The organism is Noviherbaspirillum sp. (assembly GCF_035254865.1).
Lineage (GTDB): Bacteria > Pseudomonadota > Gammaproteobacteria > Burkholderiales > Burkholderiaceae_D > Noviherbaspirillum.
The window spans coordinates 68,604-94,416 of sequence record NZ_DATFAF010000082.1; the positions used below are offsets into that span (position 1 = coordinate 68,604).

General features: G+C 59.3%; 23 protein-coding genes. 11 read left to right on the plus strand and 12 right to left on the minus strand.

Going from position 1 to position 25,813, the window contains the following annotated elements:
* Positions 1-52 precede the first annotated feature (52 nt).
* Positions 53-463, plus strand: a complete 411-nt coding sequence (locus tag VJ651_RS20680) for a GFA family protein (RefSeq protein WP_324109240.1) — start codon at positions 53-55, stop codon at positions 461-463.
* 15 nt (positions 464-478) lie between these two features.
* Here the strand turns inward: VJ651_RS20680 and VJ651_RS20685 are convergent, their stop codons facing one another.
* The 5 genes from VJ651_RS20685 to VJ651_RS20705 all read right to left on the minus strand — a co-directional run bounded on the left by VJ651_RS20685 (position 479) and on the right by VJ651_RS20705 (position 6,690).
* Entirely contained in the window at positions 479-823 is a 345-nt protein-coding gene (locus VJ651_RS20685) for a DUF4870 domain-containing protein (protein ID WP_136413752.1), read from the minus strand.
* A 55-nt stretch (positions 824-878) separates the two neighbouring features.
* Positions 879-3,521, minus strand: coding sequence for a DNA topoisomerase III (locus VJ651_RS20690; protein ID WP_324109241.1), 2,643 nt, complete (start codon positions 3,519-3,521; stop codon positions 879-881).
* Positions 3,522-3,743: 222 nt separating this feature from the next.
* Positions 3,744-4,220, minus strand: a complete 477-nt coding sequence (locus VJ651_RS20695; RefSeq protein ID WP_136413748.1) for a DUF494 family protein — start codon at positions 4,218-4,220, stop codon at positions 3,744-3,746.
* Positions 4,221-4,427: 207 nt separating this feature from the next.
* Positions 4,428-5,543, minus strand: coding sequence for a DNA-processing protein DprA (gene dprA, locus VJ651_RS20700; protein ID WP_324109242.1), 1,116 nt, complete (start codon positions 5,541-5,543; stop codon positions 4,428-4,430).
* A gap of 16 nt (positions 5,544-5,559) precedes the next feature.
* On the minus strand, positions 5,560-6,690 hold the full coding sequence (locus tag VJ651_RS20705; RefSeq protein ID WP_324109243.1) for a LysM peptidoglycan-binding domain-containing protein: 1,131 nt from the start codon (positions 6,688-6,690) through the stop codon (positions 5,560-5,562).
* A gap of 177 nt (positions 6,691-6,867) precedes the next feature.
* Between VJ651_RS20705 and def the strand changes: the two genes are divergently transcribed.
* Together def and fmt are read left to right on the plus strand one after the other, a co-directional pair.
* Complete coding sequence (gene def, locus VJ651_RS20710) at positions 6,868-7,407, plus strand: peptide deformylase (RefSeq protein WP_324109244.1); 540 nt, start codon at positions 6,868-6,870, stop codon at positions 7,405-7,407.
* Between the two features lie 76 nt (positions 7,408-7,483).
* Positions 7,484-8,437 (plus strand): methionyl-tRNA formyltransferase, encoded by a 954-nt coding sequence (gene fmt, locus VJ651_RS20715; RefSeq protein WP_324109245.1) that lies wholly within the window; start codon positions 7,484-7,486, stop codon positions 8,435-8,437.
* Here the strand turns inward: fmt and VJ651_RS20720 are convergent.
* Both VJ651_RS20720 and VJ651_RS20725 read right to left on the minus strand, forming a co-directional pair.
* Positions 8,434-8,817, minus strand: coding sequence for a tautomerase family protein (locus VJ651_RS20720; RefSeq protein ID WP_324109246.1), 384 nt, complete (start codon positions 8,815-8,817; stop codon positions 8,434-8,436). The genes fmt and VJ651_RS20720 overlap by 4 nt on opposite strands.
* Before the next feature lie 10 nt (positions 8,818-8,827).
* Positions 8,828-9,445 carry a cysteine hydrolase family protein gene (locus VJ651_RS20725; RefSeq protein WP_324109247.1) on the minus strand — a complete coding sequence of 206 codons (618 nt, stop codon included), beginning with the start codon at positions 9,443-9,445 and terminating at the stop codon, positions 8,828-8,830.
* Positions 9,446-9,811: 366 nt separating this feature from the next.
* On the opposite strand from VJ651_RS20725, the gene metH reads away from it, so the two are divergent.
* Positions 9,812-13,555 (plus strand): methionine synthase, encoded by a 3,744-nt coding sequence (gene metH, locus VJ651_RS20730; protein WP_324109248.1) that lies wholly within the window; start codon positions 9,812-9,814, stop codon positions 13,553-13,555.
* Positions 13,556-13,561: 6 nt separating this feature from the next.
* Here the strand turns inward: metH and VJ651_RS20735 are convergent, their stop codons facing one another.
* From VJ651_RS20735 to VJ651_RS20745, 3 genes are all read right to left on the minus strand, one after another.
* Positions 13,562-14,845, minus strand: a complete 1,284-nt coding sequence (locus VJ651_RS20735; RefSeq protein WP_324109308.1) for an EAL and HDOD domain-containing protein — start codon at positions 14,843-14,845, stop codon at positions 13,562-13,564.
* A 315-nt stretch (positions 14,846-15,160) separates the two neighbouring features.
* On the minus strand, positions 15,161-15,931 hold the full coding sequence (locus tag VJ651_RS20740; RefSeq protein ID WP_324109249.1) for a class II glutamine amidotransferase: 771 nt from the start codon (positions 15,929-15,931) through the stop codon (positions 15,161-15,163).
* Between the two features lie 176 nt (positions 15,932-16,107).
* A complete protein-coding gene (locus tag VJ651_RS20745) occupies positions 16,108-17,025 on the minus strand; it encodes a LysR family transcriptional regulator (protein ID WP_292937146.1) in 918 nt (305 codons plus the stop codon).
* Positions 17,026-18,174: 1,149 nt separating this feature from the next.
* On the opposite strand from VJ651_RS20745, the gene VJ651_RS20750 reads away from it, so the two are divergent.
* The 7 genes from VJ651_RS20750 to VJ651_RS20780 all read left to right on the plus strand — a co-directional run bounded on the left by VJ651_RS20750 (position 18,175) and on the right by VJ651_RS20780 (position 22,413).
* A complete protein-coding gene (locus tag VJ651_RS20750) occupies positions 18,175-19,095 on the plus strand; it encodes a LysR family transcriptional regulator (RefSeq protein WP_324109250.1) in 921 nt (306 codons plus the stop codon).
* A gap of 54 nt (positions 19,096-19,149) precedes the next feature.
* Entirely contained in the window at positions 19,150-19,845 is a 696-nt protein-coding gene (locus VJ651_RS20755; RefSeq protein ID WP_324109251.1) for a C39 family peptidase, read from the plus strand.
* A gap of 172 nt (positions 19,846-20,017) precedes the next feature.
* A complete protein-coding gene (locus VJ651_RS20760; RefSeq protein WP_324109252.1) occupies positions 20,018-20,332 on the plus strand; it encodes a hypothetical protein in 315 nt (104 codons plus the stop codon).
* 69 nt (positions 20,333-20,401) lie between these two features.
* A complete protein-coding gene (locus VJ651_RS20765; RefSeq protein ID WP_324109253.1) occupies positions 20,402-20,932 on the plus strand; it encodes a hypothetical protein in 531 nt (176 codons plus the stop codon).
* Positions 20,933-21,211: 279 nt separating this feature from the next.
* Positions 21,212-21,499, plus strand: a complete 288-nt coding sequence (locus VJ651_RS20770; RefSeq protein ID WP_324109254.1) for a hypothetical protein — start codon at positions 21,212-21,214, stop codon at positions 21,497-21,499.
* A gap of 196 nt (positions 21,500-21,695) precedes the next feature.
* On the plus strand, positions 21,696-21,968 hold the full coding sequence (locus VJ651_RS20775; protein WP_324109255.1) for a hypothetical protein: 273 nt from the start codon (positions 21,696-21,698) through the stop codon (positions 21,966-21,968).
* A gap of 169 nt (positions 21,969-22,137) precedes the next feature.
* Positions 22,138-22,413, plus strand: coding sequence for a hypothetical protein (locus tag VJ651_RS20780; RefSeq protein ID WP_324109256.1), 276 nt, complete (start codon positions 22,138-22,140; stop codon positions 22,411-22,413).
* A 56-nt stretch (positions 22,414-22,469) separates the two neighbouring features.
* Here the strand turns inward: VJ651_RS20780 and VJ651_RS20785 are convergent, their stop codons facing one another.
* Together VJ651_RS20785 and VJ651_RS20790 are read right to left on the minus strand one after the other, a co-directional pair.
* Positions 22,470-23,693: a hypothetical protein gene (locus VJ651_RS20785; protein WP_324109257.1), complete on the minus strand. Its 1,224-nt coding sequence runs from the start codon at positions 23,691-23,693 to the stop codon at positions 22,470-22,472.
* Positions 23,694-24,160: 467 nt separating this feature from the next.
* Positions 24,161-25,603: a sigma-54 dependent transcriptional regulator gene (locus VJ651_RS20790; RefSeq protein ID WP_324109258.1), complete on the minus strand. Its 1,443-nt coding sequence runs from the start codon at positions 25,601-25,603 to the stop codon at positions 24,161-24,163.
* Between the last annotated feature and the right edge of the window lie 210 nt (positions 25,604-25,813).

The window sequence follows — 25,813 nt, forward strand, 5'->3', positions numbered from 1 at the left end:
GGCGGACATTTCCAAACGGGAATCGTGCTGCGCTTTTCAGGAAAGGAAGAACATGATCGAAGGAAGTTGCTTATGCGGTGGCGTGCGCTATCGCTACGAAGGTGAATTTAGCACCATCACCGTCTGTCATTGCAGTGATTGCCGCAAGGCGCAGGGAAGCACCTCCGTGGTGGCCGCGCCGATCGACGCGGCGCGCCTTCAGTGGCTGCAGGGGCAGGGCCTGATCACCGAGTATGCATCCTCGCCCGGAAAGATGCGTGCCTTCTGCAGTCGCTGCGGAACGCCGTTGTATTCACGCCGCGATGGCTCGCCGGATGTGTTGCGGCTGCGCATGGGAACAATTGATACGCCGACTGACGCGCGCCCGGCCGCACATATCTTCGCGACGAAGCTGCCGGCGTGGGCGGCAATGGATGACGATTGTCCGCGCTATGAGGGCCTTGAACCGCAAGCGCGGCGTTAGCAGCTTGTTAGAGGATCAGCTTACGAGGCGTAGCGCAATCGGATAGCGGTAATGCTTCCCCTTGGCCGCCGAGACGGCGCCGAGGATGCTGAAGATGAAGTTCGCGAGAAAGATCAGCGGGAACAGCAGGAAGCCGATCAGGATCAGCTTGAGCATCACGCTCGCGGCAAGGGCAATCGCGACCGTGATCTGAAAGTTCAGCGCTTCTCGTGCCTCTTGCGCGACAAAACCCGCTTCATCCCTTTTCACCAGCCAGAGAACCAGCGCGCCGACAAAGCCGGTGAAGACGCCCAGCAGATGCGCCAGCATCGCGAGATTGCATTCGTCCTTGCTCGGGCTGCTTTCAATCATCTCGTTCATCGCGGGCTCCTGATTCTTCGCCGCGCCTCACGGCGCGACGTACATGGCGCAAGCCTCAGGCGGCTTTCTTGGTTGCGCTCTTTTTCGCTGCAGCTTTTTTCACAGCCGGCTTGGCCGCTGTTTTCGTTGCCGTCTTTGTTGCTGCTTTCGCCGCGGCCTTTTTCGGTGCTTCTTCCTGCGCCTCTTCCGTGGCGGCCGCCTTGCCCTTCGCCGGCACCTTGGCCTTGCGCTCTTCGAACTCGAAGCTCACCTTGCCATTCTTGTCCTTCACCAGGAAGGCCTTGAACGGGCGGCGGGTACGTTGCGAAATGAACCCGGGCAGCAGGTCCGTGCGACCTTCGTTGAGCAGCTTGGCCATTTGTTCGGGCACGATTTCCTGCTGCAGGATGATGCGCCCGCTGCGGAAGTCGCAGGCCTTCGGCTTGGCGACGGTCTTCTCGCAGACATAGGCCAGGCCCATCTCGTACACGCCGCTGCCGCATTTCGGGCAGGCGCCGAGCGGCGTCTGGTTGGAGAAATCGACGCCTTCGCCGTCCTCGTCGTCTTCCTGGCCCTGGCCGAAGTCGAACTCCAGCTTGTAGTTCTTGATCTCTTCGTCGCGCACGATCTTCAGGATGGCAGCAAACGGGCGGCCCATCTTGGAACGGAATCCCTGTAGCGGACCGATCTCGCGCTTGGCAAGCAACTCCTCGACTTCCGCGATTTCAAACTGGCGGCTACCGGGAATCTTGGTGATCGAGAACTCGCACTTGGTGCAGGCAAAGCGCCGATAGTTTTCCTTCACCACGCCGCCGCAATTCGGGCAGGGCGTCTTCAGCGTCGCGTAATCGCCGGGGATGGTGTCGTTGTTGTATTCCTTGGCGCGCTTGACGATGATCTGCGTCATCTGCGCGATCTCGCGCATGAATTCTTCTCGGCTGATCTTGCCGCGCTCCATCTGCGCCAGCTTGTATTCCCATTCGCCGGTCAGCTCGGGCAGCGTCAATTCGTCGACCCCGAGGCCGCGCAGCAATGTCATCAACTGGAAGGCCTTGGCCGTCGGAATCAGCTCGCGGCCTTCGCGCAGCAGGTACTTCTCGTTCAACAAGCCTTCAATGATGGCCGCACGCGTGGCTGGCGTCCCCAAGCCCTTGCCGGCCATTGCTTCGCGCAGATCTTCGTCCTCGACCAGCTTGCCGGCGCCTTCCATCGCCGACAGCAGCGTCGCTTCCGTATAGCGTGCCGGCGGTTTGGTCACCAGTCCGTTGGCCGTGATCTTGTCGGTCTGGACCTTCTCGCCTTTGGCGACCGGCACCAGCGTTCCCGCGTTTTCCTTGTCGTCGTCGTTTGCCGCTTCCCTGCCGTAGATGGCGAGCCAGCCCGGATTCGTCATCACCTTACCTTCGGTCTTGAAGGAATGGCCGGAAACTTCCGTGAAGCGCGTCGTTACCAGGAATTCGGCAGCGGGGAAGAACACCGCCAGGAATCGGCGCACCACCAGGTCGTACAGCTTCTGTTCCGGCTCCGACAGGTTCTTCGGCGCCTGTTGCGTGGGGATGATGGCGAAGTGGTCGCTGATCTTGGTGTTGTCGAAGATGCGCTTGTTCGGCTTTACCCAGTTCTTGTTCAGGATTTGCTTCGCGAACTGATGGTAGTTGTTGTTTTCCGCAACGACTTCCAGCGTCTCCTTGACCGTATTCATATAGTCTTCCGGCAGGTGACGCGAATCGGTACGCGGATAGGTCAGTACCTTGTGCTTTTCATACAGGGCTTGCGCCAGTCCCAGCGTGTTCTTCGCGGAAAAGCCGAAGCGTGCATTGGCCTCGCGCTGCAGGCTGGTCAGGTCGAACAGGGCGGGAGAAATCTGGGTCGCGGGCTTGGATTCTTCCGTGACCGTGCCTTGCTTGCCGCGGCAGGCGGCGACGATCGATTCGGCGGCTGCCTTGCTCCACAGACGCTCGGCCCGCTTTTCCGGGTCGGTTTCATCCTTCTTGAATTTCGTGTCGAGCCAGCGGCCTTCATAGATGCCGGCGGCGCACACGAAGTCGGCACGCACTTCCCAATAATCGCGCGGCACGAAGCCCTTGATCTTCTCTTCACGCTCGACCACGATCGACAGCGTCGGGGTCTGCACCCGGCCGACGGTTGTCAAATAGAAACCACCTTCCTTGGAATTGAAGGCTGTCATCGCACGTGTGCCGTTGATGCCGATCAGCCAGTCCGCTTCACTGCGGCAGCGCGCGGCATCCGCCAGGGGCAGCATGTCCTTGTCTTCGCGCAGCCGCGCAAACCCGTCACGGATGGCCGCGGGCGTCATCGACTGCAGCCAGAGACGCCGGATCGGTTGCTTGGCTTTCGCGTACTGCATGATCAGGCGGAAAATCAGCTCACCCTCGCGTCCCGCGTCGCATGCGTTGATGGTGGCCGTGACATCCTTGCGCTTGAGCAGCTTTGTCAGCACTTTCAGACGTGATTCCGTTTTGGCAATCGGATTCAGCGCGAAATGCGGCGGGATCATCGGCAAATGCGTAAACGTCCATTTGCCGCGCTTGACGTCATATTCTTCCGGTACGGCGATTTCAACCAGGTGGCCGACGGCGGAGGACAGCAAGTACTCGTCGGATTCAAAGTACTCATCGTGCTTGGTAAAGCCGCCGAGCGCCTTCGCGATATCGTTCGCGACAGAGGGCTTCTCTGCGATGATGAGGGTCTTAGTCATATTTCAGGATCTCGAAAGTGGCGCCAAAGCGCGCGCAATGCAATGTATGAGTACTGCCGGACAAGGTTGCTAAAACGAAATTCCTACTAATATAACAACGATCCGGGGATTTAGCGGCCAATGATAAGCGCGTTGCGGCGAAAACCGCAAGGAGGAGACGGGCAAGTCGCTAGAGCGAGACAGCTTGGCGATTCGACAACTGGCGCAGATTTGCGCTATAAACTAATGCAAGAGACGCGGTTCGTCGTCGTCATCGTCGGCGAACAATTCATCGAAAATCAAGGCATCCGGTTCCTTGCCTTGACTCCAGAGCACCATCAGAACGATGACCTTGATCTTGTCGAGCGACACTTCCGAATCGCTGACCGCCAATGCGCGTTCGATAATGATCTCGCGTTGCATCGGGTCGATGATCTTGGCGGATTCCAGGAATTGCAGGAATCCAACGGCTTCCGTACCCAGCACGTCAAGTTCCCGCTGCGCATAAATGCGCATGCCGAAAGAAAACGCCGTTTGCTGCGGATAACGGTCGGAATATTCGTTGGTGGCTTCGGCGAGATCGGTCAACCATCCCAGCGCCTGGGAGATCTCATCTTCTTCAAAGCCGACGGCGGACAACTTCTTGACCAATGCATCTGCGTCTGGGCAAGCGTCGGGACGATAATAGGTTTCGTAAAGGTAAACGAGAACGTCAAACATGATTTACTGTAGCGTGAAGGTCGATATGCCGCAAGCGACATCGCGACCAGGATTCGAAAAATGACACTCTCGTGAATCAGTTTTCCTTACCTGCGGCACCATGTCAAGCAAGAAAAATAGTGTCATGCCGGCGACAGTACAACGTACATCGAGCCCTTCTTTTTACAGCATATCCGAAAAACGGAACGGTGACAGCAACAAATGGTGTCAGGATGTTGCGAGGCGACGTACCATGCCGCCAGGAAGCATTTCGATCAAGCCGTCGAGTTCAAGTGTTAACAATTGCGCATGGATAGCGGCAATATCAATCTCGCAGCGTGTAGCGAGAACATCGGGAGCGACCGGATCGAAACCCATCGCGACGAGGATTGGCGATGCCGCGGGCGCCTTGGCCGCAGGTGAAGGTGCCGGCGTCGGACGCAGCGGCACGTCATGGTGCTGAATTTCCTCCAGCACATCCTGCGCCGACTCAACCAGCTTCGCACCTTGCTTGATCAGCAGATGGCAACCCTTGGAGAGTGGAGAATGGATCGAGCCGGGGATGGCGAATACTTCGCGCCCCTGCTCAGCCGCCATGCGCGCCGTGATCAGGGAACCCGATTGCGCGGCCGCTTCGATCACCAGCACGCCGCGTGCCAGTCCGGAAATGATGCGGTTGCGGCGCGGAAAATTGGAGGCGATGGCTGGTGTGCCGAGCGCATATTCGCTGATGATGCAAGCTTCGGCAGCGATCTGATGAGCAAGGGTGCGATTGCGGGCCGGATAGACGATGTCGGCCCCGGTGCCGATCACCGCGACGGTCGAACCCGCGCCTCGCAAGCTGCCTTGATGCGCCGCCGTATCGATTCCCAGTGCCATGCCGGAAATGATCGTCAGGCCGGCCTGGCTCAATACTTCGGAAAACTTTTCTGCATTGAGCACGCCTTGCGTGGTGGCGTTGCGGCTGCCAACGACGGCGAGTGAGCGGTTCTGCAGCAAGTCGATCCGCCCCTTTGCATACAGGATCAGGGGCGGATCGGGAATGTCCAGCAAGGTTTTCGGATAATCCGCATCGGCCAGTGTCAACACGCGGTTGCCCGGCTGCTCTGCCCAGGTCAGCGTCTTGTCGATTAATGCGGACGCCTCATCGGAGGGCGGGGCGAGCAGCGCTTGCGCAATGCGTTCGGAAACGACTTTTTGCAAGGCAGAAAAGCTCGCCGAGAAAATATTCTCCGGCAAGCCAAAGGTATTCAGTAATTTGCGGGCAGTCTCCGGGCCCACGCCGGGAATCTGTTCAAGCCGGATCCACGGCGCAAGATCCTGCGCCCAATCATGTTGCGTCATTTAAAGCGGAAGAGGATTATTCAGGCGATTTCGCAATATCGCCGATTTGCACGGTGTCTGTCACCTGCATGACCAAACCGTACGAAATATTCTCGAACGCACGGAAGATGAAGAGGCTGCCGTACTGGGTATCAGGCAGTTTCACTTTCGGACGGCCGAAGGAGCCGAAGGCCCAGAACGACGCCTTGTCGGTGCGGTCCGCCACGACTTTTCCGTAGCGATAGAGTTCCAGCACCGTGCCGAGGTCCATGCCATCCTTCTTGCCGCGATTGATCGCGACGATCTGGTTCTGGCCGGCTTGCGACACGCCGCCATAGACCGACACGATGCGTGCATTCACCAGATGTTCCGGCGGGTGCGGTACATAGTTCAGAATCGGCGTGGGCGGTACCGGCAGCAATCGATCGCCGATCCCCATTTCCTGCTTGACGGAAACAACCCTGAACACATGCGCTTCGTCCGCGGCTTGCGCCGGCCGTTCGAGCTTGATGGTGCCCAGATATGCTGCTTCATGTGCAATCACCTTGTTGGTATCCGGGTCCTTCAGCGCGGTGCCGGGACGGAATACCTGGAAGGAAGTGCCTGCGCCAAGTTCACCGCGGACATAGGCCTTGTCGTCCTTGCCCAGCATGACCCGGCCTTCCTGGGTCGCGATGATGCGCGGCGCGGTGTCCAGTTCATCTTCCGCAATCACCAGCGGCTGCGACAGGAAGGGTTCGATGGCGTTCGAAGGAATGGCGGGCACAGCTTCCTGGCCCAATCCTTCAGTACGCAATTGCGGTTCCAGCCGGACGGTGGGCACGCCGCGGCTATCCGCAGTCGCGCCGGCACCGCCGCCAACCGGCGTTCCAAGCCGCAAGCGACCCGCGACGCGGTCGAAATAAACGATCTGGCCGGGATAAATCCAGTGCGGATTGCGAATCTGTTCCTTGTTCATGCCCCAGACCTGTGGCCAGCACCATGGATGCTGCAGGAACTTGCCGGAAATGCCCCACAAGGTGTCGCCGCGCACGACGGTGTGCTGGTCAGGTGCGTTGGGCAGAAAAGCACAGCGCGGCGAATGCGTGGCTTCCTCGCCGGATGCCGCAAAGCTGTTGAAGGCGGATGCCAGAGCGAGGATAAGGGCGGCTGTGCTAAACTTTTTCATGATCTGTCCGGTGAATGTGGCTCGAATACAGACAATAATGACTGCCACAGCATGTTGCCAGCATATAAATAACTGCATGGCAAAACTTGTCAAATTGAATCAAATTCTGCACATAAATCCTTGAACTAGCAAGAGAAACGACGCTCTTATACCGTTGGTTTGTTGCACAAAAGCCGTATGTCATTACTAAATATTCTGCGTTATCCCGACCCGCGCCTGCACAAGATTGCCAAGCCGGTAACCGTTTTCGATGATCGGCTGAAGAGGCTTGCCGCCGACATGGCCGAAACCATGTATGCCGCGCCTGGGGTCGGCCTTGCCGCGACTCAGGTCGATGTTCATGAGCAACTGGTCGTGATCGACACCTCCGAAACGCACGACGACCTGCGCGTTTTCATCAACCCGGAGATCATCTGGGCCAGTGAAGAGAAGCAGGTGTATGACGAAGGCTGCCTGTCGGTGCCTGGTATCTACGACGGCGTCGAACGTCCGGCCCGCGTGAAGGTAAAGGCGCTCGATCTGGATGGGAAATCCTTCGAAGTCGATGCCGAGGGACTGCTGGCGGTATGTATCCAGCATGAAATGGATCATCTCAAGGGCAAGGTGTTCGTTGAGTACCTGTCGCCGCTCAAGCGCAACCGGATCAAGACCAAGCTCTTGAAGGAAGAGCGGGAAATGGAGCGCGAGAAGAAAAAGGCCGTCGCCGCCGTCCGCTGAACCGGCGATATTTTTCGCCTGATGTTTCCTTCAGGGTTTTCGCCCATCCACCCGGGCAGCAACAAGATCAATAACCATGAAAATCCTCTTTGCCGGCACGCCGGAATTTGCCGCCGTCGCGCTGAAGTCCTTGTATGACGCCGGCTTCGACATTCCTCTCGTCCTGACCCAGCCGGACAGGCCCGCCGGTCGCGGCATGCAATTGCACGCATCGCCGGTCAAGCAATTCGCGGTCGCGCACGACATCCCGGTTGCGCAACCGGTGTCGCTGCGCCTCAACGGCAAATATCCCGATATCGCGGAAGAGGCGCACGCCTTGCTGCATGCCACACCGCATGACGTGATGGTGGTCGCCGCTTACGGCCTGATCCTGCCGCGCAGCGTCCTGGAAATTCCGAAGTACGGCTGCATCAATATCCACGCCTCATTGCTTCCGCGCTGGCGTGGCGCCGCGCCGATCCACCGTGCCATCGAAGCGGGCGATGCGGAGAGCGGCGTCACCATCATGCAGATGGAAGAAGGGCTGGATACCGGACCGATGCTTTCGATGGAGCGCATTGCCATCGGCGCTGAGGACACGACCGCAAGCTTGCACGACAAGCTTGCCGAGCTCGGCGGCAAAATGATCGTCGATGCGATGCGCAAGCTGGAGCGGGGTGCGCTGACGGCCGTGCCGCAGCCGGAAGAGGGCGTTACCTACGCGGCGAAGATTGCGAAGGAAGAGGCTGCGCTCGATCTGACGCAGCCTGCGGAGGTGTTGTGGCGCCGGATCCGTGCATTCAATCCCTTCCCGGGAGCATACGCGACATTCAACGGCGTCCCGGTCAAATTCTGGCGCGCCGAACTTGCCTCGACCGACTCCAGCGCCGTGCCCGGCCAGGTATTGGCCGCGAATGCGCAGGACGGCGTCCTGATCGCCTGCGGTTCGGGGGCGCTGCGCGTGCGTGAATTGCAGAAGCCGGGCGGCAAGCGTTTGCCCGCGGCGGAATTCCTCAAAGGATTCCCGCTCGAGGGTGGGCGTTTCAGCTAGACGTGAATCTGGCGGCCGCCCGCGAACGACCAGTTCTCCCAGGCGGTTTCCTTGAAACACACCATCACGTTTTCCGGGTCGATACCTGGTTCGTCGGACAGGTGCGCGGTGATATCGGCGAGGATTTTCTTCTTCACCTTGACGCTGCGTCCGAAGGACAACAGAATTTCGATCAACACAAAATCCTCCGTGCGAGCGGAGCCGGCATCCGGATAGTGCGGATCGAATACAAAATCCTCCGCGTCCAATTCCAGCACGCGCTGAAAGCGGTCCGTTGCGGGAATGCCGGACGCGACCAGCGCCGCATGCACGCCATTCAGCACCGATGATTTGAAATCGCGCGATTTTCCCTTGCGGGTGGTGAGGGTGACGAGTGGCATGATGATCCTTTCATTCCTGCACGGTGAGCGCAGTGATCGCTGCAGTCGGCAAAACTTCCGCAAAACTGTCGGATACCTCGGTCAGGGCCACCCTATGCAGCGTCGCATGGTCCACGACGCCGCCGTCCCATGCGTCGATGTCGCGCGTAGCGCAGGCGTCGCCCGGCACCAACACTTGGTAGCCGAGCGGGCGTGCATCGCGTGCCGTGGTCGAGACGCACATATGCGTCATCAAGCCGCAGATGACGAGCGTCCTGATTCCGTGCGCCTGCAATTGCGCGTGCAGGTCGGTGCTGGCGAAACTGCTGGCGGTGGTCTTCTGAACCACGACATGCCGCGGACCGGGAGTCATCTCGGGATGGAAAGCAACTGTGTCGCCATCCTTTGCAAACAGCGGTCCCCCGGCCGGACCCAGATGCTGGACATGAAAGACCGGCATCCCATGCGCATCCGCGAAGTCGATCAAACGTCTGGCATATGCCATTGCGGAGGCCCCGTCGGGAATGAACAGCTGGCCTCCGTCGAAATACTCCAGTTGAAAATCGATCACGATCAATGCCGCGCTTTTCGCGTTCAAGGTCTTGGTGGCGGCTGCGCCGCTGATGGCGCGCATGGTCGGATGTGGCATGGTGGCTCCCTGAGTGAATATGTCGCCAGCTTAGCGGCCGCACTCCGCATGCGATAGGGCTCTGGATGTACAGGATATGTGCCGCGATGATTCAAATCGACCCGGGCAAGGGCAAGAAATGTTAATTTTGAATTAATAAATTTGTGCAAATACAACTGACTTGGTCCATTGCCTGCCGGCATTTGCATGACGAATGCGCAAGCCATTGATTCGACGTATAATTTTGTTTGCGCCGATTTGATTGAAAAGTCAAAACCAGCTTGCGGGCGCCGTGGTTGTCACACCATGAATAAATACAGCTAAAGCGGACAAGGAATGACCCGGTCTCGCTTTTAGACCGGGTTTTTTGCTTTTTAGAGAGAAAAAATGAAACGCGAACCGATTTCCTCCACTGAAGCGCTGTTGCGCGACTTGTTGTCTCAACGCATCCTGATCCTCGACGGCGCGATGGGAACGATGATTCAGCAGTACAAGCTGACGGAGGAGGATTACCGCGGCGCGCGTTTTGCCGACTTCGCCGTCCCCGGCAAGCAGTTGTTCGTCAAGGGCAACAATGATCTGCTCGTGCTCACGCAGCCGCAGATCATTGGCGAGATCCATGAAAAATACCTCGCCGCCGGCGCCGATCTGATCGAAACCAATACCTTCGGCGCGACCAGCGTGGCGCAGGAGGATTACCACATGGGTCATCTCGCCTACGAGATGAATGTGGCTGCCGCCAGACTGGCCCGCGCCGCGTGCGACAAGTATTCCACGGCCGACAAGCCGCGTCTCGTTGCCGGAGCGCTCGGGCCGACGCCGAAGACGGCATCGATTTCCCCCGACGTGAACGATCCCGGCGCACGCAACATCAGCTTCGACCAACTGGCCGCCGCCTATCTGGAGCAGACGCGCGCGCTGGTCGAAGGCGGCGTCGATGTGCTGCTGGTCGAAACCATCTTCGATACGCTCAATTGCAAGGCGGCCCTGTTCGCCATCGACACCTTCTTCGAGGAGTCGGGCAAGCGCTTGCCGATCATGATCTCGGGCACGGTCACCGATGCCTCGGGCCGCATCCTGTCCGGCCAGACCGTGCCCGCGTTCTGGCACTCGGTGCGTCATGCCAAGCCCTTGACCATCGGCCTGAACTGCGCGCTCGGCGCGTCGGTGATGCGCCCGTATGCGGAGGAGTTGTCGAAGATCGCCGATACCTTCGTTTGCATCTATCCCAACGCCGGCCTGCCCAATCCGATGGCCGATACCGGTTTCGACGAAACGCCGGACGTCACGTCGTCGCTGCTGAAGGAATTTGCCGAAGCCGGTTTCGTCAATATCGCCGGCGGTTGCTGCGGCACGACGCCAGACCATATCAAGGCCATCGCCAACGCCTTGCGCGATATTCCGCCGCGCAAGGTGCCGGAATCCGATCACCGCATGAAACTGTCCGGGCTGGAGCCCTTCATCATCGATGATGAATCGCTGTTTGTGAACGTGGGTGAACGTACCAACGTCACCGGCTCCAAGGCATTCGCACGCATGATCCTGAACGAGCAATTCGATGATGCATTGTCGGTCGCGCGACAGCAAGTCGAAAATGGCGCGCAGGTCATCGATATCAACATGGACGAGGCGATGCTCGACTCTGTGGCGGCGATGACGCGCTTCCTGAACCTGATCGCTTCCGAGCCGGACATCGCGCGCGTGCCGATCATGATCGACTCGTCCAAATGGTCGGTCATCGAGGCCGGCCTCAAGTGCGTGCAGGGCAAGGCCGTCGTCAATTCGATTTCGATGAAAGAGGGCGAAGAGGAATTCCTGCGCCAGGCCAAGCTGTGCCGCCGTTATGGCGCAGCCGTGATCGTGATGGCTTTCGACGAGACGGGACAGGCCGACACCTTCGAGCGCAAGACCGAGATCTGCGCGCGCGCCTACAAGCTGTTGACCGAAAAGGTCGGCTTCCCGCCGGAAGACATCATTTTCGATCCGAACATCTTTGCCATCGCCACCGGCATCGAGGAGCACAACAACTACGCGGTCGACTTCATCAATGCGACGCGCTGGATCAAGCAGAACCTGCCTTACGCGAAGATCAGCGGCGGCGTGTCGAACGTGAGCTTCTCCTTCCGCGGCAATGACCCGGCACGCGAAGCGATTCACACCGTATTCCTGTATCACGCGATCAAGGCCGGCCTGACCATGGGCATCGTCAACGCCGGCATGGTCGGCGTGTACGACGACCTCGTGCCGGAACTGCGCGAGCGCGTCGAAGACGTGGTGCTCAATCGCCGTCCGGATGCCACCGAGCGCATGATCGAATTCGCCGCCACCTTGAAGGCTGGCGACAAGAAGGAAGAGCAAAGTCTCGAGTGGCGCAACGAGCCGGTCGAGAAGCGGCTTTCGCATGCGCTGGTGCACGGCATCACGCAATGGATCGTCGAGGATACCGAGGAAATGCGCCTCAAGACGCTGAACGCCGGCGGCCGCCCGATCAATGTCATCGAAGGCCCGCTGATGGATGGCATGAACATCGTCGGCGACCTGTTCGGCCAGGGCAAGATGTTCCTGCCGCAGGTGGTGAAGTCGGCGCGCGTGATGAAGCAGGCAGTCGCCCATTTGATCCCGTATATCGAGGAAGAAAAGCGGCTGGAAGAGCAGAAGACCGGCATCGCCGCCAAGCCCAAGGGCAAGATCGTGGTCGCAACGGTGAAGGGCGACGTGCACGACATCGGCAAGAACATCGTGTCGGTGGTCCTGCAATGCAATAATTTCGAAGTGGTGAACATGGGCGTGATGGTGCCGTGTTCCGACATTCTCGCGAAGGCGAAGGCGGAAAATGCCGACATCATCGGCCTGTCCGGCCTGATCACGCCCTCGCTGGAAGAGATGGCGCACGTGGCGAAGGAAATGCAGCGCGATCCGCACTTTCGCATGCTGAAGATTCCGCTCCTGATCGGCGGCGCCACTACCAGCCGCGCGCATACCGCGGTGAAGATTGCGCCGAATTACGAGGGCCCGGTGGTGTATGTGCCGGACGCATCGCGCTCAGTCTCGGTCGCGCAATCCTTGCTGACGCAGGAGCAGCGCGATCAGTACATCGAAGACATCGAGAGCGATTACAAGCGCATCCGCGAGCAGCATGCGAACAAGAAAACGGTGCCCTTGCTCACCCTGGCCGAGGCACGCGCGAACAAGGCAAAACTTGAATTTGCGCCGGTCAAGCCGAAGTTCATCGGCCGCCGCGTGTTCAAGAATTACGATCTCGCGACGATCGCGCAGTACATCGACTGGGGCCCGCTGTTCCAGACCTGGGACCTGGCCGGCGCATTCCCCGCGATCCTGAAGGACCCGGTGGTGGGAGAGCAGGCGCGCAACGTGTTCGAGGAAGGCCAGGCCTTGCTGAAGAAGGTGATCGAAGGACGCTGGCTGACGGCGAACGGCGTGATCGCGCTACTACCCGCCAATACGGTGAACGACGACGACATCGAAATCTACACCGACGAGACGCGCACGAAAGTCGCGTTCACCTACTACGGCGCGCGCCAGCAAACCGTGAAGCCGGTCATCGATGGCGTGGCACGGCCGAACCAGTGTCTCGCGGATTTCATCGCGCCGAAGTCATCCGGCATTGCCGACTACATCGGTTTGTTCGCAGTCACGGCCGGCATCGGCATCGAGAAGCATGAAAAGCGTTTCCTGGACGAGCACGACGACTACAGCAGCATCATGCTCAAGTCGCTGGCCGACCGGCTGGCCGAGGCTTTTGCCGAACACCTGCATGAGCGCGTGCGCAAGGATTTCTGGGGCTATGCCGCGGATGAAACGCTCAGCAACGAAGAGCTGATCAAGGAAGCCTACAATGGCATCCGGCCGGCGCCCGGCTATCCGGCATGCCCGGAGCACACGGTAAAAGGCGACATGTTCAAGCTGCTGCAATGCGAGGAAATCGGCATGCAAGTGACCGAGTCGTTCGCGATGCATCCCGGCGCATCGGTATCCGGCTTCTACTTCGCCCATCCGAAGTCCAAATACTTCAGCGTCGGCAAGATCGGAACGGATCAGGTGAACGACATGGCGGCGCGGCGCGGAGTGAGCAAGGATGACATCGAGCGCTGGCTGGCGCCGAATTTGTAATTCAGGCTAGTGCACGTTGCGGGCGACGTTGTCGCTCCACTCGAAGGCGGAGACCTGCAGTTTGTACAGGTCTTCGCTGGACAGGCGGAAGCGTTCCACCAGGTCGTCCAGCATCTGGCCGGCCTCTTCGATGCGTTCCATGTGCTCGGCCAGTCTCAGCATGTCGCCAAAGTCACCCCTGCGATGCAGCAGGGCGTCACTGACCGCGTCAACGACGGCGACCTGTTCCAGAATCTCGGCCATCGGGATGCTGAACAGGGTATCCATCAAGGACATGATGCCGACCGTGAACGCGGTATCGGCGATGCTGCGATTGTGCGGATCGTATTGTTGCGCGATCAGTTCCAGCAACTTGCCGCGTGTCGCCGCCAAGGTCAGCAGCGGCGTCATGCTCTGGCCTTTCTTGCACGGCTCCGCGTACAGCATGATCTGCAGCCAGCGTTGCAGCTGATTGCGCCCGAGCAGCAGCAATGCCTGGTTGACTGAATCGATGCGGCGCCGCACGCCGACTGCCGGTGTGTTCACCAGGCGCAGCAGGTTGAAACAGAGCGAGACATCGTTCTTGATGGCACGCTCGACTTCCGAGGTGTCCGCGTCGGAGGTAATCAGCGTCATCAACTGCATGATGGCCAGTTGCGAAGGCGACAGCTTCTTGCCGCTCAGGATCACCGGCTTGGCAAAGTAGTAGCCTTGAAAATAGTCGAAGCCGAGTTCGAGGCAGGTGTCGAACTGCTCCTGGTTCTCGACCTTTTCCGCGAGCAGCTTCTTGTTCGCGCTCCTGAACCGGGGTGTGAGCTTGAGCAGCGCCGACAGCGGCATGTCGCGCAAATCGAACTTGATGATTTCGACCAGCGGCAGCAGCTTCTGCACATCCTCGCTATCGGTAATCACATCGTCCAGCGCGAAACGGAAACCTTCCTGCACCAGTTGTTCTATGCGCGCCAGGATCTCCGGCGTCACCTTCATCGTCTCCACGATTTCCAGCACCACTTGTTCACGCGGCAGGAACTGGAAGATATCGCTCATCAGCACGGCGGCGTCGACGTTGACATAGCCGAGCACGTTGCCGATCACCTTTTCCATGCCGAGTTGCGAGGCATGCGCGATGACGGAGGCGGTCGCCGAGAGGTCGTTGGTGATGTTGGCCGGGCCGACGGCCGCATTGCGGAAAAGAAGTTCGTAGGCTACCAGCGCCTGGCTGCGGTCGAGGATCGGCTGGCGGGCGAGGAAAAATTCCCGCACGCGCAGGGGACGGGCGTTACCGGCATCCGAGGTGGAATTGGCCGTCATTGCGGTCATGTTTTCGCTTAGGGTTTGTCTCTTGTTGATTGTTATCAGGCGCCGTTCAGTCTGAAAACTGCAAATGCGCACAGGTCGTATGGGTCGCAGTCAAAGTCGCTGCGCTGCGTGAAGGCGGATCGGGCGGCATTCGCCGCGCTCTGAACTGCAACGCATACGGCCTGTTCGCACTTGCTGGAGATGGTGCCGGCAGGGCGCTTATATTCACTGTAGCGCATTTTTATTTCCATATCGCAACTTTCGATTGTGCGATGCAACCTGACACATCCGGAAGTCCCGGCGCCACACCGAAAAAACCGTATGGATTCAAAGGTCTAGAGGCGCGCCGTCGACGAACACCTTCAGCTCGCCAGGGGCAAATTGCGTCCAGCGTTCGTTGGTGGTCAGCGGTGCGGTGACGATGACCGCAACGCGATCATTGGGCGTGGTGACTTTCGAGAAATCGACACTGAGGTCTTCGTCCGACAGATTTGCCGTACTGAAAGGATGCTGGCGGACGACGTAGTGCAGTTGCGTCGAGCAGTGCGCAAACAAGGCATTGCCATCCGACAGCATCATGTTGAAGGTGCCGTTCGCGGCGATTTCGGAACTCAGTTCGCGCATCGCCCGGCACAGTTCGGGCAATGCCGGCGGCGTATCGCCAAAGCGCCGACGCAATTCCTGCAGCAGGTAGCAGAAGGCCAGTTCGCTGTCTGTGGTGCCGACGCGGCGGAATGCGCCGTTGAGTGTCGGCACGAAGTCCTTGAGGTCGCCGTTGTGCGCGAACACCCAGTAGCGGCCCCACAGCTCGCGCACAAATGGATGGCAGTTCTCCAGCGCGATGCGGCCCTGCGTTGCCTTGCGGATATGGGCAATGACATTCTTGGATTTGATCGGCCAGCGCTTGATCAACTCGGCGACCGGCGATGCAATCGCGGCTTCGTAATCGACGAAATGGCGCACGCCTGCGCCTTCGAAAAACGCGATGCCCCAGCCGTCATTATGCACGTCGGTCCGGCCACCACGGGTGGCAAAGCCGGTGAAGCTGAACACAATGTCCGTCGGGACATTGCAATTCATTCCGAGTAGCTGGCACATGATCTTGAAGGGAATGCCTGTGAACTTACAAAATAGCACGTCCGCGCTGACGCCGCTTAGCAGACTGTTGAAAAACTACTGCGCGGGCCCCAATCTCGCTCCGCTCGCTACGTTTTTCAACAGCTTGTCAGAGCGCATTTCAGTAAGCTGCTGGTGCTGCCTGCCGAAATGCGCTCTTAGTCGCGCAGCCAGGGGTCGCTCTCCGGTCGGGGATACTGCTTTGCGATGAAATCCACGAAGCTGCGCACCTTGGCGGATAGCAGGCGGCGGCTCGGATACACCATTACGACCGACAGTTGACCGAGTTCATGCTTGGGCAGCAGGCGCACCAGCCTTCCCGCCGCGAGGTCGTCGCCCAGCGCAAACGAAGGGCGGATCACGATGCCCATGCCGGCCAGCGCGCATTGGCGCAGCAAATCGCCATTGTTGGATATGACCTTGCTGGTGATCGGTATGTTGATCGTATCGCCGTGCGGGCCTTTGACCGGCCAGTGACGGCGCATCTGCTCGTAGGAAAAATTCAGGCAGGCATGTTTCGAGATGTCCTCCAGCGTACGCGGCGTGCCGTGCTTTTTCACATACTGCGGTGAGGCGCACAAGACGATTTCGGATACGCCCAGCTGACGGGCGACCATGCTCGCATCGAACTTCTGGAAGTCGACGAAAATACCGACATCGAAACGATCTTCGACCAGATCGACGGTGCGATCCGAAACCGTGATATCCAGCGTGACATCCGGAAACTGGGCCGCGTACAAGGGCAGCAGCTGGGCCAGGTGCGATTGCCCGAAGCCCAGCAGTGAATAGATGCGCAGCGTGCCGCTCGGCTTCTTTGCGTGCGAGGAGGCGATTGCTTCCGCATCGTCGATTTCCTGCAGGATTTGCAGAACCCGTTCCAGATACGCATGCCCGGTCTCCGTCAGCGACAGCTTGCGCGTGGTGCGGTTGAGCAGCCGCGTGCCGAGATGCTCTTCCAGGTCAGCGACGTGACGCGTGATGACCGCGTTCGAAATATTCAGCGCCTTGCCCGCGCCGGCAAAGCTGCCTTGTTCGACAACTTTCGCAAACACGCGCATTGATTGCAGACGATCCATGTGCCCGGCCTTATTGTTTCTGAACGCGAAATAGTAGCTCGCAATTATTCATGGTTTTTGTTAGGTACGCAATCCGTAGGGCCTGTCGTTCCTCGAAGTGACGCACCACCCCGGAGCACCGCTTTGCGCGGGCATGTGGCCTTCGCCTCATTCTCCCGTTGTTTGATACGCGTCTGGCACAATCGAGGACGGAAAACGCGACCAAATCCGGGCCCGTGCGGGAATAGGCCGAGAAATCAGACGCTTACCGGACTGGCATAGGACTTGCGAAAGGGGTGAGCGAAGGAAGAGGACCGCTTTGCGAGGCGATGCGGGCAGACGCCACCGGCGATCCCGCCGTTTCCTTGCAGCGAATACCTCCGCCTGTACCTCTCCGGTTCCCGCCATGGCTTGCGATTGCAAACGTGGCGGGCTTTTTTTCGCGCAGCGATCGCTTCTATAGGAAGCGAACGGTACGACACGCAGCGCTGTTACGTGCGTTTCCGCCCTGGTTCCATCCGGAGGCGCCGGTTCGCGCCCCATTCGGCCCTGGCCTTCCCTCTTGGAATCGCTACGGTGTACACATTTCGACGGTGACGATATGGAGCGCCAGCGACATGGATTGGGCAGGGCTGCCCGCCGCAGAGTGCTTAACACACGACGGCGGAGCGTCGTATCGTGTTGAGATGGTCCAAAACTGTTGCGCTGTCGCGAATTGAAGAGCCGGTCTATCCGGGCGTTAACGCAATTCGCGCCGCATACGATACAAGGACGGACACGTCAGCCCGCGTATCAGCCGGATTTCTCGATAAATCAATAGCTTGCGCGATGGGCGTAGGTTTTGCATGAAATCGGCTCCCGAGGCGGCGGAGGCGCTCGCCCCGGATTGAGCATGTGACATTTCTGTCGAACCGGGCATTGATTGCAATCCATGAATTTGCTGCTGCCAGACGAGGCGCGCGACCCGTTGTCGCGCGCTGATGGCAGATGCTTGCGGCACGTGCCGACCGGCAAGCAGTCACGAGATTTGATCGTTGATCACGGCCAACCGATGTTCATCCGTACAGACATAGCAAAGGAAGACATATGAGGTATTCGAGAAATCAGCTTTCGGAACAAGCTCGCCGGCGAGATGTCGGACAAGCCATCTTTCGCTCTCGCGCACATGACGTGCAGAAGATTTACGTCAGCCTGAAACAGTGGCGGATATTTCATGCGGTCATTGATTGCGGCGGATTCGCCGAGGCGGCCAAGACGCTGCATCTCAGCCAATCGACCATCAGTTATACCGTCGCGAAATTGCAGGAACAGTTAGGCACGCCCCTGCTGAAGACCGAGGGGCGCAAGGCTGCGCTGACCTCGGAAGGCCGTGCGCTGCTGGAGCGCTCGCGCCATGTGCTGAAGGAAGCCATCGAGCTTGAGACCTTCGCACGCAATCTGGGCCAGGGATGGGGCGGCGATGTGCGTCTGGTGGTGGATCACAATTTTCCTTCGCAGGTGCTGATGCGTGCACTGAGCAAATTCTCGCAGGCCGGCCGCGGTGCCGCGCAGGTGAAGTTGAGTGAAGTGGCGATGCTGCACGCCGAGGAGGTGCTGCGCGATACCACGGTCGATCTCGCCATCAGCGAGCGCGTCCCGCTCGGCTTTCTTGGCGAGCCCTTGCTCGAGGTGGAACATCTTCCGGTGGCGCATCCCGCACATCCCTTGCTGCAGCTTGGGCGCGACGTCACATCGGCAGATCTTGCGCAGCAGACGCAGATAGGCATCGGGAATGCGCAGGACAGGGATCGCGGCGCGGGAGCCGGCAGCGGATCGACGCAGCAGCGATGGCTCATGAGCAGCATCGATACCGTCCTCGAGGCAGTCTCCGAATGTCTCGGTTACGCATGGCTGCCGCAGCACAGGATTCAACATTGGCTTGATGAGGGAACGCTCGTCCGCCTGCCGCTGAGCGACAAGCGGGTCAACAAGTCAATGTTGTATCTGATCCATGGACGCCCCTGGGCGGCCAGTCCGGCGGCAGGGCGGCTTGCCGATGTGCTGCGAAGCATGGCCACGCTTCCGTCCGAGTGCCCCGCTCAAACCGAATGAGCACATGGCATCAAGAAGGGATAACACGATCGACCGCGTATCTGACAGGTGAACATGAAAATGAAAAAATTGCCGCAAGGATTGGCTCGCAAAATGATTGCCGTGCGGCGCATGCGCCGGGCGGCCGCGATGCGTACGGCCGGGGTCGCTTTCGGCATTGCGCTGTGCAGCTTTCTATGGGTTGTGGCGGCGCATGCCGGCGAGCGCACGGTCAAGTCGCTGCTGGAAATGCGACGTGAAAACGTCGTCATACAAAAGTGGGATTTGAGTTGCGGAGCAGCGGCGCTCGCCACGCTATTGCGATATCAGCACGGCGAGGACGTGAGCGAGCGCGAGGTGGCGCTTGCCCTGATGAATCGCGAGGAGTACATCCGCAACCCGCAACTCGTGCAAACCCGCGAGGGCTTCTCGTTGCTCGACCTGAAAAGGCATGTTGACGCACGCGGCTATGTCGGGAATGGCTTCGGCAAGCTGAAAATGAAAGACCTGGTTGCGAAGGCGCCGCTCATTGTCCCGATACAGACCAACGGCTACAACCATTTCGTTGTGTTTCGCGGACTGCAGGGCGACCGCGTCTTGCTGGCCGATCCGGCATGGGGCAATCGCACCATGCGCGTTGAGGAGTTTGCCGAACGGTGGATCGATTATCCTTCGCTGGGGCATATCGGATTTGCAGTCCAGCGGCGGGATGGCAGCTTGCCGCCCAATCAGCTGGAGCCTACGCGGGATGACTTCGTGAGCTTGCGATAACAAGCATCGATCGTCATCGACGATCCAAAAACTAGATCAACGGCGCACGATTCAATCGCTCATCATCGAAATTTGCTACTTATTTTCCGAGACGCGGGCAACTAAAGTGGAAGGGGACCGGAATGCACAGTCGGTTCCCCCTTTTGATTCCCCATCACTCAAGGAGATAAGTATGAAAAAAGCGCTGGCAGCCAGCCTCATTGCACTCCCCCTGTTGAGCTTGTCCTCCATGGCCTTCGCCGCCGAACCCGATGCGCACGAACCTATGCTTTTGTCCGCAGCCCAAATGGATGACGTCACGGCGGGCGGCAGATACGACGCAGGCAGAGGATCCCTTGCGGGAAATGGTTTCTGGCGCCCTTTCCCCGCTGTGTACAAGCGTGCCGAAATCAGCCAGATAAACATCTCGCCCGTTGTGATCATCCAGATCGGCAACAACAATACGGCAATTGTTTATAGCGGCAATTTCGCATCAATCTTCCAGTAGCACCGAATCGGCCGCCGGCCCGCGTACCCATCGGCGGGCCGGCGGCCGTCATGAACGAAGGACGACGAAATGAAAGCAAATCTGAAAAGCAAACTGCTCGCATTGCCATTGCTGGCCTGTTCGGCATGGGCGTTTGCGGATGGGCCGATGACGCTCGATGCGCCGGCACTGGATGGCATCACGGCCGGCGCACAGCCCGTGATTGAACGCATTGCCGAAGTATTGGCGACCATACCCCGGGTGCCGGGAACTCCCTATGTCGGCGATTTGCTGACGCTGCTGGGACCGGATCGAATGGCGCTTTTGACGCAGCTCGCGTCCGGCGAACCGATCACGTTTCGTCTGATGGCACCTGGCGAGCTGGTCGCCACCCAACAATTACCGTCCGGCGAACAGCTCGTGCTCGTCAGGCAGCTCAATGCGGCGGAGGCATCGACACTGCGCCCGCAGGCCGCCGGCGATACCGTCTCGACATACCTCTTGAAGCCGGGTGAAAGCCTCAACGTGCAGCAATCCGGTAGCGCGGGCACGACCAATTACCTCTTCATCAACGGCACCGGGAATACCTCCGTCACCTCCACGCAAAGAACGGCCCTGTAAAGGCCCGGGCGCGCTTGCGCCGCCCTTTCCTCGCGACACATCAACCGCGTCGTTTCGGCGCCGCCTGCCGTTCCTATTCGGGCAGGCGGCTGTTGGCGCTGGGCCGCGTTTACTTGAAACGACCCATCAAAAAGCTGAATGGAACGCGAGGAGAGCCGCAGGTTGACATCGAATTTTCATACTTATTTTTTCGACGCACGCTGTTTAGAGTGAAAGCGAATCGCAGCACCATGCGTGTTGGCGTTTCGCGATCTTTTTTTCAGCTTAGGAGAATTCGACATGAATAAATCACTGATGACCACCTTGATTGCTGCACCGCTGCTGTCCCTGTCGTCGCTTGCGTTCGCAGCTGAACCCGCGTCCAGCGAGCCGATGATGCTGAGCGCCGCCGAGATGGATGGCGTAACGGCCGGACAATTGTTCAACGCGGGCCTCTTCCAGATCAATATCTCGCCGGTCACAGTGGTGCAGATCAGCGCGCTGAATTTCGGCGGCGGAAATAATCTGGCCGGCATCATCAGCGGGAATCTGGGCGGCATTGGCCAAGGGCTGACTCCCGCACCCTGAGAAGCCGCTGCCATGCCATGGCAAGTGTAATGCGCGATCGATCAATAAAGTCGTTCATGCGAAGCCGAACTCTCTCTGCGCTATCGAAATTTCGTACTTATTCTTCGACACTTCGCTGGCTAGAGTGATAGGGAATCGCGGCGCATATTGCGTTCGCCTTTCATCACTTCATTACTATCAATTAGGAGCACACGAAATGAAAAAATCACTCATCACCACACTGGTTGCGGTTCCGCTGCTGTCCTTGTCCTCCATGGCGTTTGCCGCGGAGCCCGCTTCGTCCGAACCCATGCTGTTGAGCTCAGCCGAAATGGATGGCGTCACCGCAGGGGTGTTCGTTTTCAAGTGGGCCCAGGTTAATCAGCTCAATGCTTCTCCGGTCACGATCGCACAAGCCAATGTGCTGACGCTGGGCGGCGGCAACTACGCGGCGGTCATCAGCGGCAATACCGCCGTGATTCATCAGTAACGGGGCCGCGCGTCCCGTGCGTGGTGCGCCTGCTCTCATCGTTCGCGTGATGGGGCGAGGGGTGCGACGGGTGTCACCACGCAGCTGTTTGTTCGAATCAATTACGGCACGCCTTCCGCAGGAAGCGTGTTCATGTATTCATACCCATGCTCGCTTAGGAGTACGCAAAATGAAGAAAACACTGGTCACTACACTCGTCGCCACGCCGCTTCTGGCCTTGTCGTCGATGGCTTTCGCCACGGAGCCGGCAACGGCAGAACCCATGCTGCTGAGCGCGGCAGAGATGGATGGCGTTACTGCAGGCCACACATACGTGTTCAAGTTTGCCGAAGTCAATCAGGCCAACACGTCGCCGGTCACAGCCCTGCAATTGAACCTGCTGTCGCTGGGCGCAGAGAACCATGCCTTCGTCGCCAGCGGCAACAACGCTTATATCTCGCAATAAGTTGCGTCGAACGAGCGAGAAAGGCGGGCAGACGCCCGCCTTTCTCGCATCTGCCTTCAGCGAAAGAGAATCGGGAATGAAACCGTGAAATTGTATTTCGGCGCGTCGTTGCCCAGGCCGATGCCGAATTGCGACACCAGTGTCATGTCGCGCGACAGCACCGACGAGGCGCCGAGATTGATGACGCCATAAGTCTGGTTCGAACCCGCGACCTTCGCGCCATTGAGCTCCTGGTCCTTGCGATAGATCTGTGAGAAACCGAACTGCAGAGAGGTTGCCGGACTGGCGGCGAGCACGCTCGACAGGGAAAGTCCCGCCACATCGCCCGGCTTGACGCCATCCTTCTCCCAGGTCTTGCCATAGAAGGCGCTGGCGAAGAAGGCGAGCGGATCCTGACGCTTGAGCGCCAGCACTTCGGCCTGCAGCTGGCGATAACCGCCGAGCAGCGCCACGTTATTATCGGTACGCCGTCCATTACCGAAGTTGTAGCTGAGGCGGCCGATCAGATCCGGACGCCATCCGTTTTCGCGCCCCAGCGTCTTTGCCAGCCCCAACGTGACATCGCCAATGCCGCTGCCATTGGCGGAAGTGGTGCCGCCGAGGTCCGTCGTCTGCGACGAGCGTACATAGTTATAGGGCAGGCTGAATTCCAGCTGGGATTGATACGGCAGGCCCGCGCGCAAGTCCAGGCGAGCGATGTTCTCGTTCCGGCGTGTACGCTGATTGGCGAGCACCACGGTCGGGCTCGGCGATGTCGCGGTGGTAATCGTCGCCGGCACCGAGTTGCTGACTTCGGTGCGCCGGTACGAATAGCTCGGCGTCAGCTCGATCGTGCGCAACGGCAGGAGCAATGCGCCCGACTGGGTGAGCGTGCGTTCCAGTGCACGTTGCGCCGCTTCCTCGTCAACTTCGAATTTCCCGGGCGCTGAACGGGAGGCGGATGAGCCGCCGCTGCTTTGCGCTGTTGATGCGCGGAGAGGCGGCGCGGAGGGTGTTGCCTGTGCCACCGTGGCCGCAGCCGTAGCCGGCTTGGCGCCGACGGGCGCGCTTGCGACGGCCGGGTGGGCGATGGTTCCGCGTAATGCGGCGACCTGTTTTTCAAGTTGCTCTATTCTCTTCTGCAACGCTGCGGCCTGCGCATCGCTTCGGGCCAGGCGCTCCTGAAGCTGCTTCTCCCTCTTTTGCGCCGGGGTCTCCGCTGTCTGCGCCTGTCCCGCAAGAAGCAGCCCGGTCAGTGCCAGCGGGATCATGCGTGCATGACGTGTTTTTTGCCATTTCATCCTTATGCCACCTTTCGTTTCTGGTCCATGAAAAGGGTGCGAGGGAGAATGCGACACCGAGGCTGGGGTCGACGGCAGTCAATGACGGCCGGCGGAGCGTGGGATTGCTCCGTCAGGCACTTCACCACGAGCGTCTTCCGCAGGTTCGCGTTGCGCTACCCGCACCACAAATCGGCTTGCGCCGCTGTCGTCGTTCGCCGTGGTTCAGTCTTTCCGGGAGATGTCGGCAACACCGCCATGCATCGCGGCTCCGGACACGTGGTGCAGGCGCAGGGTGTTTCGGACAGGCTGCCGGGGCGATAGAAAGCCCGGTTGAATCGTATTTATGAAATGCGTTTCACGAGAAGCGTCGTTCTCGAAGCGTCAATTATTCCAGTTGTCATTCCAGCCGCAGTGAGGAATCTCAACCGTTTGCGCCGGCGAATGAAGCGCAGCCAATGCCGCCGACGAAATCGAGGCTGGAAGATCTACTTGTGCACTTCAAGGTCCGGCGTGCTGTTGCTGAGAAAGGGCGGCCTGGCGTTCGTGACCATGTCGGGACGGATATTGTATTTTTCGATCAGTCGGTACAGTGTCACGCGCGATACACCCAGCAAGGAGGCCGCACGCGAAATCTGATTGCGCGACTGCGAGAGGGCGCGCCGTATCATCACGCGTTCCGCTGCGGCCCGTGCGTCTTCCAGCGACATCAGCTGCCCCTGGTCGCTGCTGCGATCCAGTCCGAGGTCTTCCGGCTGAATGAAGCGGCCTTCCGCCATGACGGTGGCGCGTTGCACGCGATTGACCAGTTCGCGCACATTGCCCGGCCAGGAATGGCTGAGCAGGGCATTCATCGCGGCCTTGGAAAAGCCGCGCAGGCTGCGGTTGTGCATGCTCGCGAACTTGGCGAAATAGTGTTTCGCGATGTCCTCGATATCCTGCCCGCGGTCGGCCAGCGGCGGCATGCTGATGCACACGACGTTGATGCGGTAGTAAAGATCTTCGCGAAAGCGGCCCTGCTTCACCGCTTCGGCCAGATCGATATGGGTTGCGGCGATGACGCGCACATCGATTTCCAGCGTGTCGTTGCCGCCCACGCGCTCGATGGTTTTCTCCTGCAGGAATCGCAGCAGGTTGACCTGCATGTCGAACGGCATGTCGCCGATTTCATCGAGAAACAGCGTTCCGCCCTGCGCCGCTTCGATGCGACCGATCTTGCGCTGGTTGGCGCCGGTAAAGGCGCCTTTCTCATAGCCGAACAACTCGGACTGAAACAGTTGCGGGGCAATCGCGCCGCAGTTGACGGCGACGAACGGCGCGTCCCTGCGTGCCGATTGACGATGAATGGAGAGTGCCGCGATTTCCTTGCCCGTCCCGGACGGCCCGGTGATCAGTACCGACGCATCGGTGCGCGCGACTTTCTGAAGCTGGTTGAACAACTGCTGCATTTGAGAGGTTTGGCCAACCATTACAAAATCGGAACCATTCGGTACCGGTGCCGGCGCGGCGCTGTGCTGTCCATCGCGCATAAAGGCCATGCCCCATGCGTGACGCAGGGTCAGGACGATGTGGTCGAGATCGGCCGGGATGGTAATGAAATTGAACAGATGCTCGCCGATGAATTCGCGCATGCGCGGCTTCGAGATCAGTTCCTGCGCAACCAGTCCCACCCAGGAAATCCTGTTGTTGCTGACGAAGGGCTCGCATTTGTCGAGCTGCGCAAGTTCCGATTCCTGCGTCACGATCAGCAGGCCGACGCGGCAACCGTTCTGCATCGCGTCCTGCGCTGCTTCGAGCGTGAAGCATTCAATCAGGTTAAGACCATGTTCCTTGAGGGTTTCGGTGTATGCGGCGGTTTGCCCGCTACGATTGCTCAGGCGCAGCACGAGGACAGGTTGCGCCGCGGGCGCGGAATCGGAGACACGAAGCATATCGCAATACCTTTATTGTTGATGTGCGTCGAACTTCCGGAGGCGGATCGCTGAAGTGTCCGGGGCGGATGTCGCAGCGCGATCGCGTTGCGCATGCCCGCGATATGGGATCGTCGGGAGAGTTCGGCGCCTGCCACTTGGGAGTCCGGTCGGGATTTGATTAAGAGCCGAGATTACCGCCTTTTAGTAAGGCGAACAATGCCATAAATA

Excerpts from the sequence above, each read along its gene's own strand:
- VJ651_RS20790 (WP_324109258.1), bottom strand. The coding sequence starts at position 25,603 with ATGCTTCGTGTCTCCGATTCCGCGCCCGCGGCGCAACCTGTCCTCGTG.
- VJ651_RS20705 (WP_324109243.1), bottom strand. The coding sequence starts at position 6,690 with ATGAAAAAGTTTAGCACAGCCGCCCTTATCCTCGCTCTGGCATCCGCC.
- VJ651_RS20745 (WP_292937146.1), bottom strand. The coding sequence starts at position 17,025 with ATGGATCGTCTGCAATCAATGCGCGTGTTTGCGAAAGTTGTCGAACAA.
- VJ651_RS20680 (WP_324109240.1), top strand. The coding sequence starts at position 53 with ATGATCGAAGGAAGTTGCTTATGCGGTGGCGTGCGCTATCGCTACGAA.
- VJ651_RS20725 (WP_324109247.1), bottom strand. The coding sequence starts at position 9,445 with ATGCCACATCCGACCATGCGCGCCATCAGCGGCGCAGCCGCCACCAAG.
- VJ651_RS20695 (WP_136413748.1), bottom strand. The coding sequence starts at position 4,220 with ATGTTTGACGTTCTCGTTTACCTTTACGAAACCTATTATCGTCCCGAC.
- VJ651_RS20780 (WP_324109256.1), top strand. The coding sequence starts at position 22,138 with ATGAAGAAAACACTGGTCACTACACTCGTCGCCACGCCGCTTCTGGCC.
- VJ651_RS20720 (WP_324109246.1), bottom strand. The coding sequence starts at position 8,817 with ATGCCACTCGTCACCCTCACCACCCGCAAGGGAAAATCGCGCGATTTC.
- VJ651_RS20740 (WP_324109249.1), bottom strand. The coding sequence starts at position 15,931 with ATGTGCCAGCTACTCGGAATGAATTGCAATGTCCCGACGGACATTGTG.
- VJ651_RS20765 (WP_324109253.1), top strand. The coding sequence starts at position 20,402 with ATGAAAGCAAATCTGAAAAGCAAACTGCTCGCATTGCCATTGCTGGCC.
- VJ651_RS20770 (WP_324109254.1), top strand. The coding sequence starts at position 21,212 with ATGAATAAATCACTGATGACCACCTTGATTGCTGCACCGCTGCTGTCC.
- VJ651_RS20690 (WP_324109241.1), bottom strand. The coding sequence starts at position 3,521 with ATGACTAAGACCCTCATCATCGCAGAGAAGCCCTCTGTCGCGAACGAT.
- metH (WP_324109248.1), top strand. The coding sequence starts at position 9,812 with ATGAAACGCGAACCGATTTCCTCCACTGAAGCGCTGTTGCGCGACTTG.
- VJ651_RS20735 (WP_324109308.1), bottom strand. The coding sequence starts at position 14,845 with ATGACGGCCAATTCCACCTCGGATGCCGGTAACGCCCGTCCCCTGCGC.
- VJ651_RS20685 (WP_136413752.1), bottom strand. The coding sequence starts at position 823 with ATGAACGAGATGATTGAAAGCAGCCCGAGCAAGGACGAATGCAATCTC.
- VJ651_RS20760 (WP_324109252.1), top strand. The coding sequence starts at position 20,018 with ATGAAAAAAGCGCTGGCAGCCAGCCTCATTGCACTCCCCCTGTTGAGC.
- dprA (WP_324109242.1), bottom strand. The coding sequence starts at position 5,543 with ATGACGCAACATGATTGGGCGCAGGATCTTGCGCCGTGGATCCGGCTT.
- VJ651_RS20785 (WP_324109257.1), bottom strand. The coding sequence starts at position 23,693 with ATGAAATGGCAAAAAACACGTCATGCACGCATGATCCCGCTGGCACTG.
- VJ651_RS20775 (WP_324109255.1), top strand. The coding sequence starts at position 21,696 with ATGAAAAAATCACTCATCACCACACTGGTTGCGGTTCCGCTGCTGTCC.
- fmt (WP_324109245.1), top strand. The coding sequence starts at position 7,484 with ATGAAAATCCTCTTTGCCGGCACGCCGGAATTTGCCGCCGTCGCGCTG.
- def (WP_324109244.1), top strand. The coding sequence starts at position 6,868 with ATGTCATTACTAAATATTCTGCGTTATCCCGACCCGCGCCTGCACAAG.
- VJ651_RS20755 (WP_324109251.1), top strand. The coding sequence starts at position 19,150 with ATGAAAATGAAAAAATTGCCGCAAGGATTGGCTCGCAAAATGATTGCC.